Origin of the sequence: Hymenobacter nivis, assembly GCF_006439025.1 — a bacterium.
In the GTDB taxonomy this organism is placed as follows: domain Bacteria; phylum Bacteroidota; class Bacteroidia; order Cytophagales; family Hymenobacteraceae; genus Hymenobacter; species Hymenobacter nivis_A.
This window is the reverse complement of record NZ_RCYZ01000001.1, coordinates 214985-228562: the sequence shown is the minus strand read 5'-3', so window position 1 is coordinate 228562 and position 13578 is coordinate 214985. Positions and strand designations below refer to the sequence as shown.

7 protein-coding genes are annotated in these 13578 nt (G+C 65.2%); all 7 read left to right on the top strand.

Going from position 1 to position 13578, the window contains the following annotated elements; all coding sequences use genetic code 11:
• Positions 1-25 precede the first annotated feature (25 nt).
• The 7 genes from EAH73_RS00790 to EAH73_RS00760 all read left to right on the top strand — a co-directional run bounded on the left by EAH73_RS00790 (position 26) and on the right by EAH73_RS00760 (position 13565).
• A complete protein-coding gene (locus tag EAH73_RS00790; RefSeq protein WP_140464405.1) occupies positions 26-1108 on the top strand; it encodes an endo-1,4-beta-xylanase in 1083 nt (360 codons plus the stop codon).
• A gap of 66 nt (positions 1109-1174) precedes the next feature.
• On the top strand, positions 1175-3775 hold the full coding sequence (locus tag EAH73_RS00785) for a glycosyl hydrolase 115 family protein (RefSeq protein ID WP_140464404.1): 2601 nt from the start codon (positions 1175-1177) through the stop codon (positions 3773-3775).
• 120 nt (positions 3776-3895) lie between these two features.
• Entirely contained in the window at positions 3896-6292 is a 2397-nt protein-coding gene (locus EAH73_RS00780; RefSeq protein ID WP_240047090.1) for a glycoside hydrolase family 127 protein, read from the top strand.
• A 114-nt stretch (positions 6293-6406) separates the two neighbouring features.
• A complete protein-coding gene (locus EAH73_RS00775) occupies positions 6407-7138 on the top strand; it encodes a hypothetical protein (RefSeq protein ID WP_140464403.1) in 732 nt (243 codons plus the stop codon).
• Positions 7139-7215: 77 nt separating this feature from the next.
• Positions 7216-9966: a TonB-dependent receptor domain-containing protein gene (locus EAH73_RS00770; protein WP_240047089.1), complete on the top strand. Its 2751-nt coding sequence runs from the start codon at positions 7216-7218 to the stop codon at positions 9964-9966.
• A complete protein-coding gene (locus EAH73_RS00765) occupies positions 9967-11133 on the top strand; it encodes a DUF4249 domain-containing protein (RefSeq protein WP_140464402.1) in 1167 nt (388 codons plus the stop codon).
• Positions 11130-13565, top strand: coding sequence for a hypothetical protein (locus EAH73_RS00760; protein ID WP_140464401.1), 2436 nt, complete (start codon positions 11130-11132; stop codon positions 13563-13565). Before EAH73_RS00765 ends, EAH73_RS00760 begins: the two co-directional genes overlap by 4 nt.
• The last annotated feature ends 13 nt before the right edge of the window (positions 13566-13578 follow it).

Sequence of the window (13578 nt, the reverse complement as noted above, 5' to 3'; positions counted from 1 at the left end):
GCCCAATTAGGGCCCCCGCAACGCTATGAAAATTCGCATTTTACCAGCCGCCGCCGTGCTGCTGGTCGGGCTGGGCTTGGCCGCTGCCCAGCGCCCGCCCGCCGAAAAAGGCCTGAAGGATTACTACAAAAGCTACTTTCCCATCGGAGTGGCCGTGTCGACGCGGGCACTGAAAAATCCGGCCGAGGTGGCGCTCATCCTCCAGCAGTTCAACAGCCTCACGCCGGAGAACGACATGAAGATGGGCCCCATCCACCCCGATTCGACCCGCTACAACTGGGGCCCTGCCGATGCTATCGTGGACTTTGCCCAGGCCCACCAGCTGAAGGTGCGCGGCCACAACCTGTGCTGGCACGAGCAAACGCCCCGCTGGATTTTTAAGAATCCCGACGGCAGCCAGGTCAGCAAAGCGCGGCTGCTCAAGCGCTTGCACGACCACATCGACGCGGTGGTGAAGCGCTACAAGGGCAAGATCTACGCCTGGGACGTGGTGAATGAGGCGATTTCGGACAATCCCCAGGAGTTTTTGCGCAACTCGGATTGGTACAAAATCTGCGGCGAGGATTTTATCGCCGAAGCCTTCCGCTACGCCCACGCCGCCGACCCCACGGCCGTGCTGTTCTACAACGACTACAACACCGAGCGCCCCGAGAAAATGGAGCGCATCTACCAGCTGCTCAAAAAGTTGAAGGACGCCAAGGTGCCCATCGATGGCGTGGGCCTGCAGGGCCATTGGTCGCTGGTGGAGCCCACCGAGCAAGAGCTGCGCACCACCATCGAGCGCTTCGGCTCGCTGGGCCTGAAGGTGCAGGTAACGGAACTGGACGTGTCCGTTTACCCTTGGGAGAAAGACCGCCGGGCCAAGCGCCCCGACGAGTCGGACGCCTACACGGCCGAGATGCAAACCAAGCAGACGGCTCAGTACAAGCTGTTTTTCAAAGTGTTCCGCGACGAGGCCAAGTACATGACGGGCATCACGTTCTGGAACATTTCTGACCACTACTCCTGGCTCGATACCTACCCCGTGGCGGGCCGCAAAAACCACCCGCTGCTATTCGACGAGCAGCTCAAGCCCAAGGCGGCTTACTATGAGGTGGTGAAGTTTTAACTGCCCGATAAGGTGCCCGGGCCGGCTACGGGCGGGTAGGGGTGGGGTAACTAATTGAATAATATTATGCAAGCTATCCTTTTTCGCCTCCGCTGCGCTGCCCTGCTGCTGCTACTGCCCACGCTGGCCGTGGCGCAGCCGGCCGCCGCGCCCCTTGCCGACCACTACGTCTCCGATAAAAAAGCGGCGGGCAGCTTCCCACTGGTGGCGGGCGGCAAGGCCGCCGCGCTCTACGCCAGCGGCCAGGACTGGCCCGGCGTGCTGCGCGCCGCCCATGACCTGCAGGCCGACATCAACCGCGTGACGCAGGTGCTGCCCGCCCTCAGCACCAGTGGGGCCCCCGCTGGGCCGCAGGTGGTGCTCATCGGCACCATTGGGAAGAGCCCCGTGATTGATGCGCTGGTGCAGCAGAAGAAGCTAGACGTGACGGGCGTGGCGGGCAAATGGGAAGTGTTTGTGGAGCAGCTGGTGGACAACCCCATGCCCGGCGTGAAGCAAGCCCTGGTGATTGCCGGCAGCGACAAGCGCGGCACCATCTACGGCATTTACGACCTCTCGCAGCAGATGGGCGTGTCGCCCTGGTACTGGTGGGCCGATGTGCCGACCAAGACCCAAAAGGCGCTCTACGTGGCGGCCGGCCGCCACACGCTGGGCACACCGGCGGTGAAGTACCGCGGCATCTTCCTCAACGATGAGGCGCCCGCGCTCACGGGCTGGGCCAAGGATAAATTCGGCGGTATCAACTCGAAGATGTACGGGCATGTATTTGAGCTAATTCTCAGGTTGAAAGGCAACTATCTGTGGCCCGCCATGTGGGGAAACGCCTTCAACGACGATGACAAGTTGAGCCCGGCGCTGGCCGACGAGTACGGCATTGTGATGGGTACCTCGCACCACGAGCCCATGCAGCGCGCCCAGCAGGAGTGGAAGCGCTACGGCCACGGCCCCTGGAACTACCAGACCAACGATACCACCCTGCGCCGCTTCTGGCGGCAGGGCATCCGCAACATGGGCAGCCATGAAAGCATCGTGACCATGGCCATGCGCGGCGATGGCGACGAGCCCATGAGCGAGGAAAACAACATCAGCCTGCTGGAAAAAGTAGTGGCCGATCAGCGCCGGATTATTGCCGAAGAAACCCACAAGCCCGCCGATCAGACGCCCCAGGTGTGGGCCCTCTACAAGGAGGTGCAGGACTACTACGACAAGGGCATGCGCGTGCCCGACGACGTGACGCTGCTGCTTTGCGACGATAACTGGGGCAACCTGCGCAAGCTGCCCAAGGTGGGCGACAAGCCCCGCCGGGGCGGCTACGGCATCTACTACCACTTCGACTACGTGGGTGGGCCCCGTAATTACAAGTGGCTTAACACCAACCCGCTGCCGCGCATTCGGGAGCAGATGAACCTGGCCTACGAGCACGGTGTGGACCAAATTTGGATTGTGAACGTGGGCGACCTCAAGCCCATGGAGCTGCCCATTTCGTTCTTCCTCGACTACGCCTGGAACCCCCGCGCCATTGCGGCCAGCCAAGTGGCGGCCTACACCCAGCGCTGGGCGCAGCAGCAGTTTGGGCCCCAGTACGCGGCCGACATTGCCGATATTTTGGCCAAGTACGCCAAGTACAACGCCCGCCGCAAGCCCGAGCTGCTCGACGCCAACACCTACAGCCTGGCCACTGGCGAGTGGGCCACGGTGGTGCGCGAGTACAACGCCCTGGCCACCCGCGCCGAGGCCATCAACCAAAAGCTGCCCGCCGCCGCCCGCGACGCCTACTTCGAGCTGGTGCTGCACCCCGTGCTGGCCTGCGCCAACCTCAACGAGCTGTACTACACCGTGGCCCAGAACCGCGAGGCGGCCAAAACGGGCCAGCCTACTACCGCCGCCCTGGCCGAAAAAGCCCGGGCGCTGTACGCCAAAGACGGCGAGCTGAAAAACCGCTACCATGCCCTGGCCGGCGGCAAGTGGAACCACATGATGGACCAGACCCACATCGGTTACACCTACTGGCAGCAGCCGGAAACCGACAAAATGCCCGACGTGGCATCGCTGCCAGTAGGGGCCCCCGCCGCGGGTGCGCCGCTGGGGGCCCCGGCCCCTGGCGCGGCCACCGGCTATGTATCGCTTGAGGCCGAGAACTATACCCTGGCCGTGAACGCCGGCCCCGTGACCTGGCAGCGCCTGCCCGACCTGGGTCGCACGGCGGGGGCCGTGAGCACGTACCCCACCACGGCCCCGCCCACGGCCGCGCCGGGCGGCGGCAGCCCGCACCTCGAGTACCGCATCACGCTCGCCCAGGCCGGCCCCGTGGCCGTGCGCGCCTACCTGGCCCCCACGCTCGACTTCACCAACACCACCGGCCTGCGCTACGCCGTGTCCATCGACGACGAAGCCCCGCAGTTGGTGAACCTGCACACCGGCCTGGCCCCCGAAAACGGTAACCGACCATGGCAACAGGCGGTGGCCGAGAATATTATCCTGAAAACTTCGCAGCACAACGTGGCCACCGCCGGCCCGCACGTGCTCAAGTTCTGGCGCGTCGACCCCGGCGTGGTGCTCGAAAAGCTGGTGCTGAGCCAGGGTGCGCTGCCGCCCAGCTACCTGGGGCCCCCAGCGCAAACGGTGGGCCCGGGCAAAGCCGCGCTGGGCGCACTGGGCAGCCGCTAGTTCATGTTAAGCATTTGTTTATCATTAAGTAACCAGTGCTTTTAACGTAACTGCCTGCTGTTAAGAATAAAAGAAATTAGCCAATAGCTGTCAGTTAATGGCTCAGTACTTCAATAGGCTATGAAAAACATGTTGATGAACAAAGGAAAGTGGCTGCTTTGCGGGCTGTGGCTGGCCCCAGCCTTGGGCTGGGGCCAGGCCGGGCCGCTGCAAAGCTTTCCCGTGGCGGCGGTGCGCCTGCTGGACGGGCCGTTTCGCGAAGCCCAGCAGACGGACCTCACCTACATGCTGGCCCTCAACCCCGACCGCCTGCTGGCGCCCTACCGGGCCGCGGCAGGCCTGCCGCCCCAGGCCGAAAACTACGGCAACTGGGAAAATACTGGCCTCGACGGCCACATGGGTGGGCACTACCTGTCGGCCCTGGCCTACATGGCCGCCGCCACCGGCGACGCGCGCGTGCAGCAGCGCCTCAACTACATGCTCGACCAGCTGGAGCTTTGCCAGCAAAAAAGCGGCGACGGCTACCTGGGCGGCGTGACCGGCGGCCCGGCCATGTGGGCGCAGGTGAAGGCTGGCAACATCAAGGCCAACAGCTTCGGGCTCAACGACAAGTGGGTTCCCCTCTACAACCTGCACAAAACCTTCGCCGGCCTGCGCGACGCCTACGCCGTGGCCGGCAGCGCCAAGGCCCGCACCATGCTCATCAAGCTGACCGACTGGTTCTTAGACCTTACGGCCAACCTCACCGATGCGCAATTGCAGGAAATGATGCGCAGCGAGCACGGGGGCCTGAACGAGATTTTTGCCGACGTGGCCACGCTCACCGGCGAGCATAAATACCTGGTGCTGGCCCAGCGGTTTTCGCACCGGGCGGTGCTGGGGCCCCTGCTGGCGGGCCAGGATGTGCTCAACGGGATGCACGCCAACACCCAGATTCCCAAGGTAATCGGCTTTGAGCGGGTGGCGGCCGCGGGCGGCGACCCGGCCTGGGCGGGGGCGGCGGCTTTTTTCTGGAAAACGGTGGTTGAAAACCGCACGGTTTCCATTGGCGGCAACAGCGTGAGCGAGCACTTCAACCCGGCCACCAACTTTACGTCGATGCTGGAAAACCCGCAGGGGCCCGAAACGTGCAACACGTACAACATGCTCAAGCTCAGCAAGGACCTGTACCTGGCGGGCGGCGCCACCAAGTACCTCGACTACTACGAGCGGGCTACTTACAACCACATTCTCTCGTCGCAGCACCCCGGCACGGGCGGCTTTGTGTACTTCACGCCCATGCGCCCCCGGCACTACCGCGTGTATTCGCAGCCGCAGGAAGGCTTTTGGTGCTGCGTGGGCTCGGGCCTCGAAAACCACGGCAAGTACGGCGAGCTAGTGTATGCCCACCGTGGGCTGCAGAAGGGGCCGCAGGAGCTGCTGGTTAACCTCTTCATTCCCTCTACCCTCACCTGGGCCGCGCAAGGCCTCACCCTAACCCAGGAAACTACTTTCCCCGCCGAAGAGCGCACCCAGCTGAAGCTGGGTTTAAAAAAGCCGCGCACCTTCGCCCTCAGCATTCGGCAGCCCGCTTGGGTGCCGGCGGGCCAGTTGCAGCTACTGGTAAATGGGGCCCCGGCGGCGGCCACCGCCGCCACGCCCGGCTACCTCACCCTCACGCGCAAGTGGCGCCCGGGCGACGTGGTGACCGTGGCCCTACCCATGACCACCACCGCCGAATACTTGCCCGACCACACGGCCTGGGTGTCGTTTGTGCACGGCCCGGTAGTGCTGGCGGCCGTCACCGATACCACTGATTTGGAGGGCCTGCACGCCAACGGCGCCCGCATGGCGCACGTGGCCAGCGGCCCGCTCTACCCCATCGAGGAGGCCCCCGTGCTGGTGTCGGCTGGGCCCGATGTAGCGGCGGGCATCCGGCCCGTGGCCGGGCAGCCGCTCGCCTTCACGGCGGCCGGGCTGATTGACGGCGACAAGTACCGCAAGGTGCAGCTAGTACCGTTTTACCAGATTCAGGACGCCCGCTACATGGTGTACTGGCCCGTAACGACGCCCGCCGGCCTGCTGGCGCGCAAAGACGAGCTGCGCCGCAAAGACGAGGCCCGGCGCGCCCTCGAAGCCCGCACCGTGGACCAGGTGACGCCCGGTGAGCAGCAGCCCGAATCGGACCACGGCTTCCGGGGCGAGCAAACCGAAACGGGCTCCTACCGCGACCGGCACTGGCGGCACGCGGCCGGCTGGTTCAGCTACGCCATGCGCAACCCGCAGCGCGCCGCCCGCACGCTGCGCGTAACGTACTCGGGCGGCGATAAAAATCGGAATTTCAGCATCTTGGTAAACGGCCAGTTGCTGGCCAGCGTGCAAATGGCCGGCAACCCGCAGGGCGATTTCTACGACGTAGACTACGCCCTGCCCGAAGCCCTGCGGCAAGCCAGCGCGCCCACCGCACTCACTGTGCGGTTTCAGGCGGCGCCGGGCTCCACGGCGGGGGGCGTGTACGACGTGCGCCTGCTGCGGTAGGCCCGCGCCTGGGGCCCCGGCCTGTGCTGCGCTAGTCGTTTCGCGAAGAAGCGCTAGTAGTAATAAACTGGTTTTAAACATCTTAATGGTTAAGCTATCCACCAGCCACCCCGCATGAAAAAAATGTTATTGAGTGTGGGGATGCTGGTGGCCGCTTGTAATGCGGAGGCCCAAACGGTGGCGGCCGGCGATACCAGCCTGCTGCTAAGTGCCGTGCGCGCGGCCCGGCAGCGCTACCGGGCCACCGCGCCGGAGCCGCGCCTGGTAAACGGGGTGGCTTATGGCAATAATGCGCCTTCCTACGTTGCGGGCCGGCCCTTTTTTCTGTCCAGTGAGCCCCAGCCTGGCACCTTGGACTACGACGGCCAGCATTTTGCGGGCGTGGCGCTGCTGTATGAGCAGGTGCAGGACCAGGTGCTGCTCTATGGCACGGCGCAGGCCGAGCCCGTGCAGCTCATTCGGCAACAGGTGCGCGGGTTCGAGCTGGCGGGGCACCGTTTTGTGCACCTGCCCGCCGACGCGGCGGGCGTGGTGGCCGAAGGGTTTTACGACGTGGTAGTGGCCGGGCCGGCGCAGCTGCTGGCCCGGCGCACCAAGAAGCTGGAAGCCAGCACCGGCGGCTACAGCATGAAGGGAGAATACGAGGAAATAACGCGGTTTTTCATCCAGCGGCCGGCTGGCTTTTACGAAGTAGCCACCCTGCGGCAAGTGCTGGGGGCCCTGGCCGACAAGCAAACGGAGCTGCAAGCCCACGCCCGGCGCAACCACCTGCGGCTGGCCGCCGACAGCCGCGAGGCGTCGCTGGCGGCGTTGGTAAAGGAGTACAATTACCTGATATTGAAATAATTGCTACTTAAACTGCGAATTACGTGAAGCCGGTGCCTACCCCCTTGCTGCGTGCGCAAAGCCTTTCGGGGGCTGCGTTGCTGCTGCTGCTAGCATGCGGCCGGCAAGCCTATGCGCAGCAAACGCCCACGGCGCCCACTGCCACGCTGACGGGTACTTTCCAGGCAGTGTCGTTTGCGGAATTTGCCCGGCGGGTGGCAGCCACCACGTCCTACCGGCTCTACTTCGTGCCAGCCGAAACCGATAGCCTGCGGGTGACGCTGGCGGCCACTGGGCAGCCTGTGCCCGAGGTGCTGCGCCAAGTGCTGGGGCCCACCCGGCTGCACTTTTCCATCGATGCCGACAACCGGGTGTACATCACGGCCGGCGAAACGGTGCAAACCCAGCTGCCCACCAACTTTTTTGAGGCCCCCGCCCCGGCGCTGGCCCCGATGGCAACCGCCCCGGCCAGCCCGGGCCGCCCGGCCTCCGGGGCCGCGCTGGCTGGGCGAACTGCACCGGGCCGCGTGTACGATATCGGGCTGGGGCAGGCCCCGGCCAACGGCAAAGCCACCCTGACCGGCCGCGTGCGCGACGGCCAAGGCGAGTCGGTGGTGGGGGCCCTGGTGTATGGCGAGCTGCCGGACAACGGGGTTTCGACCGATCAGTTTGGGGCCTATACGCTCACGCTGCCCGTGGGGCGGCAGCGGCTGAACGTGCGCAGCCTAGGGTTCAAAAATGCCACCCGGCAGGTGCAGGTGTACGGCAGCGGCCGGCTCGATGTGGAGCTGGAAGTGGACGTGACTTCCCTCAAGGAAGTGGTGGTGGAAGCCGAGAAAGCCAAGAACCTGACCAGCTTGCGCATGGGCGTGGCCAAGCTCGACATCAAGGACATCAAGCAGATACCCACGGTATTTGGCGAAACGGACATCCTGCGGGTGGTGCTGCTGCTGCCGGGCGTGAAGTCGATAGGGGAGGGCAACACGGGCTTTAGCGTGCGCGGCGGTGGGGCCGACCAAAACCTGGTGCTCTACAACGGGGCCGTGGTGTACAATCCGGCGCACCTGTTCGGCTTTTTCTCGGCTTTCAACGCCGACATGCTCAAGTCGGCGGAGCTGTACAAGAGCGCGGTGCCGGCGCGCTACGGCGGGCGGCTGTCGTCGGTGCTCGACGTGGTGACGCGCGACGGCAACCGCAAGCAGTTTTCGGGCGCGGGCGGCATTGGGCTGCTCACCAGCCGCCTCACGCTGGAGGGGCCCCTGGCGCACGGTAAGGGCTCGTGGCTGGTGGGGGGCCGCACCTCGTATTCCAACTGGCTGCTGCGGCAGCTTCCCAACCGCAACCTCAACAACAGCGCGGCGGGGTTTTCGGACCTGAGCGGGCACCTGGCCTACGACCTAAACGACCGCAATAGCCTGTACGCCACCGGTTATTTCAGCCAGGACCGGTTTCGGCTGGCCACCGACACGGTGTATAACTACCGCAACTTGGCCGGCAGCGTGAAGTGGAAGCACACCCTGAGCAACAAGCTGTATGGGGTGCTCACGGGCACATACAGCCGCTACCAGTACGGGCTGCGCAGCGACCGCACCGCCACTACAGCCTCCGAGCTGGGCTACAACCTAAACCAGGGCGGCTTGCAGGCCGATTTCACGTATTTCGCCAGTGCCAAGCACACCGTGGAGGCCGGGGCGAGCACGATACTGTACCGCATCAACCCCGGCCAACTCACGCAGGTGGGCGACCAATCGTTGGTCGTGAACACGACGCTGGCGCGGGAGCAGGCCCTGGAAAGCGCCGTGTATGTGTCCGACCGCTTCGACGTGGCGCCCCGCTTGGCGCTGGAGGCGGGGCTGCGCTACTCGCTTTTTAGTGCCTTGGGGCCCCGCGACGTGCTTACGTACCAGCCCGGCCTCTCGCGCAGCGAGCAGACCGTGACCGGCAGCACCCGCTACGGCAGCGGCCAGGCCCTGGCCACCTACCAGGGCCCCGAGTGGCGGTTTTCGGCCAACTACAAGCTCACGGAAAACACGGCGCTCAAGGCCAGCTACAACCGCACGCGCCAGTACATTCACCAGCTCACCAACACGACGGTGGTATCGCCAACCGACAACTGGAAGCTGAGCGACGGCTACATTTTGCCGCAGGTGGCCGACCAATTGGCGCTGGGCTACTACCGCAACCTGCGCGCCAACTCCATTGAGGTGTCGGTAGAGGCGTATTACAAGAAGCTGTACAACTTCTTGGATTACAAGGACGGGGCCACGCTGCTGCTGAATCCGCACCTCGAAACCGACGTGGTGAACGCCCGCGGCCGGGCCTATGGCGCCGAATTTTTGGTGCGCAAAACCACCGGTAAGCTCAACGGCTGGCTGAGCTACACCTACGCCCGCTCGCTGGTGCAGGTGAACACGGCCACCGACCAGGTGAACAGCGGCAACTGGTACCCGAGCAACTACGACAAGCCCCACGACGTGACGTTGGTGGGCAACTACCGCTTCAACCGCCGCGTCAGCGCGTCGGTCAATTTTAATTACAGCACTGGCCGGCCCATCACGCTGCCCCTCAGCCAGTACTACCTCAACGGCGTGCTGCGCGTGTTTTACTCCGAGCGCAACCAGTACCGGGTGCCCGACTACTACCGCGTCGATTTGGCCTTCAACCTGGAGGGCAACCACAAAATCAAGAAGCTGGCCCACGGCTCCTGGACGCTGGCCATCTACAACCTGCTGGGGCGGCGCAACCCGTACTCCATTTATTTCCAGGCGCAGCAGGGGCAACTCAATGGTTACCAGCTGTCCATCTTCGGACAGCCTATCCCGACCGTCACCTACAATTTCCGCTTTTAGATGAACCGGCTGCTTCTCTTTCTGCTGGTGAGCGCGGGGCTGGCCCTGGGTGGCTGCATCGACCGCTACGTGCCCGATGTGCCGCCGTCGGCGCAGGCCAACCTGGTGGTCGATGGCTTCATCAACCCGCTGGGCCGCTCGGTTATCAAGCTCTCGCGCACGTTCAGCGTGAATACTAAGAACACGGCCCCGGCCGAGGCGCGGGCGCAGGTAGCCATCCAGGACGACGCGGGCCGGCGCTACCCGCTGGCCGAAAACCCGGCCGGTACCTACACCGCGGGGCCCCAAGCGCTGGACCCCGCCCGCCAGTACCAGCTGCGCCTGGCCACGGCCCAGGGCCGTGAATACGCCACCGACCTGATGCCGGTAGTGCTCACGCCGCCCATCGACTCGGTTACCTGGAAACTAACGCCGGTGCAAGGCATTCAGGTGAACCTGACTACGCACGCCGCCGCCACGGCCGCGCGCTACTACCGCTGGGAATACGACGAGACGTACCAGTTCACGGCCGCCTACCAGTCGGCGCTGGAGTACGAAGCCAGCAGTAATTCGCTGGTGCAGCGCTCCGCTGCCAACCAACTATTTACGTGCTGGCGCACGGAGCCTTCGACCGCCATCCTGCAAGGCAACACCGCCCAACTCACCCAGAACACGCTGGCCGACGCGCCGCTGCTGACCGTGCTGCCCAGCAGCAAGTTGCGCTATGGCTACAGCTTGCTGGTGCGCCAGCTGGCCCAAACCCAAGCCGAGTACACGTACTGGGAAACGCTGCGCAAGAGCACCGAAAACCTGGGTACCGTAAACGACCCGCTGCCGGGCCGCGTGACGGGAAACGTGCACGCGCTGGCCGACACTACCGAGCCGGTGCTGGGCTACGTGGGCGTGCACTCGGTGGCCGAGAAGCGCCTCTTTGTCGATGGCGCCCGGTTTCCTACCCCCCGCCCCAACAGCGTATTGAACGACCCTTTTTACGCAGCATGCGCGCCCCCCGATGGTGCCGCGGAGAGGAGCCCTTTGTACCTGATATACCTGCAACAATGCCGGGGAGGCTTTCTAATACCACTGTCTCGCGACCCCATAGTTCCCTCAACTATTTATTTCGGCACTCCGGCCTGCGTGGACTGCCGCCTGCACGGCACGAGCATTAAGCCCAACTACTGGCCATGAGGAACGACATTCATCCCGTTTTCGGCCTGCTGGCTAACAGGAAGCCGCGCCTGCTGCGCGCTGTTTGGTGCGGCCTCGCGCTGGCCGGCCTAGTGGCGCTGCTGCCCGCTGGGGCCCGTGCCCAAGCGTCCGATTCGCTGGCTGCCGGGGCTGCCCGCCAGCTCCAGCGCCACCAGCAGCGCACGCTGGTGGAGAAGCTGTACGTGCACCTCGACCGGACCGTGTACACGGCCCGTGAAACGATGTGGCTCAAGCTCTATGCCGTGGACGGCACGTTTCATAGGCCACTGGACCTGAGTTCGGTAGCGTACGTAGAAGTGCTTAATGCATTGGGGCAGCCCGTGTTGCAAACCCAGGTGGCCCTGCGCGACGCCACCGGCCGGGGCGCCCTCGACCTGCCGGCCACGCTGCCCACGGGCCGCTACGTGGTGCGCGCCTACACGAGCTGGATGAAGAACTTCGACCCCGCTTTTTACTTCCACACGCCGGTCACCATCATCAACACCTTCGCCGCCTCGGGGGCCCCCGCCGGGGCCCCCAAAGCCCCGGCCTACGACGCGCAGTTTTTTCCGGAGGGCGGCCAGTTGGTGCAGGGCGTGCCCGGCCGCGTGGCCTTCCGGGTGACCGATGCGGCGGGCCGCGGCCAGGCGGTGGCCGGCACCGTGCGCGACGGCCAGGGCCGGGCCGTGGCCACGTTTCGCACCCTGCAATTTGGCCTCGGCAGCTTCGTATTCACTCCCGCGCTGGGCGCCACCTACGCGGCTGAAATGCAGCTGGTCACCGGCCAAAAGCTGGTTCAGCCGCTGCCTGCCGCTGCGGCGCAAGGCTACGCGCTGCGCCTCACCGAAGCCAGCCCGGGCCAATTGCGGCTGCATGTGGTGGCCAAAGGGGTAGGTGCCGATGCAGCCCACCTGGCGCTGGTAGGGCACTCGGGGCAGCGCGTGGCCACCGCGCAAGTGGCCCAGCCCAATGCGCATGGCGAGGTAGATTTCCTGATTGCGACGGCGGAGCTGCTACCCGGCGTTTCGCACTTCACGGTTTTCAACAGCCGCCGGCAGCCGGTGGGCGAGCGGCTGTATTTCCAGCGGCCCAGGGCGCTGCCGGTGGCCGTGGCGGCTAGCCAGGCCCGCTACGGCCTGCGCGACAAGGTGACGCTGCGCCTGACTGGGCCCCCATCCACCGCCGCCAATTGCTCGCTGGCCGTGTACCAGCTCGACTCGCTGACTGCTGGCGCCGCGCCCGCCGACATCAGCAGCGTGCTCAGCCTGACATCCGACCTGAAGGGCCACGTGGAAAACCCCGGCTACTACCTGCGCGACTCCAGCCAAACCGGCCAGGCCGCTGCCGACAACCTGATGCTCACGCACGGCTGGAGCCGCTTCCGCTGGGCTGATGTGCTGGCCGATAAGGCGCCCGCGCTGCCCTACGCCCCCGAGCCGAACGGCCCCGTGCTGCGCGCGCAGGTGCTGACCGCGGCCGGGGCCCCCGCGCCCGGCGTGGTCACCTACCTGGCTGCGCCAAGCCGCATCGCCCGCTTCTACACCGCCACCAGCGGCCCCGACGGCATCGCGCAGTTTGCGCCCAAAGACGCCGATGGCCCGCGCCTCTACACGTTGCAAACCGACTGGCGGCGCGACAGCACCTACCAGTTGGCGCTGCTCTCGCCCTACTCGGCGCGCTTCGCGGCCTACCCGCTGGCGCCGCTGGGTCTCGGCCCGGCACTCGCGGCCGACCTCACCCGCCGCCACCTCCAAACGCAGCTGCAAGCCACCTACTACGGCCGCTACCAGCAGCTTCAGCGGCTACCCCGCGACACGGTGGCCTTCTACGGCACGCCGCCGGCGCAGTACCGCCTCGACGATTACACCCGCTTCAAGACCCTCGAAGAAGTGCTGCGCGAGTACGTGCAGGGCGTATATGTGCGCCAGGGCCCCCGGCTGCTGGTGGCCGACCAGTTTCACCGCACCCTGTTTGAGGACGCGCCGCTGGTGCTGCTCGATGGCGTGCCCATGTTCGACGTGCGCAAGTTTTTGGCCTTCGACCCCTTGCGCATCCAGCGGGTGGCGGTGTTCACCAACCGCTATTTCTACGGCTCACAAAGCTTCGGGGGCCTGCTGAGCTTTACCACTTACCAAGGTGATTTGCAAGATTTCCCACTCGATGCGCGCGCCCTGTTGGAAGAGTACACTGGCGTGCAGGGGGCGCGTGAGTTTTTCGCGCCGCGCTACGACGGGGCCCCCAGCCCGCTGCCCGACCTCCGCAACCTATTGCACTGGCAGCCCGACCTTGCCCTGGCCCCCGGTGCCACGCGGGAAATAACGTTTTACACGTCCGACCAAACAGGGCGCTACCAGGTAGTGGTGCAGGGCCTCGGGGCCAACGGCCAGGCCGGCACCGCCCGCACCGTATTCGAAGTGAAGCCCGCCTTATGAGCTTCTAATGCTA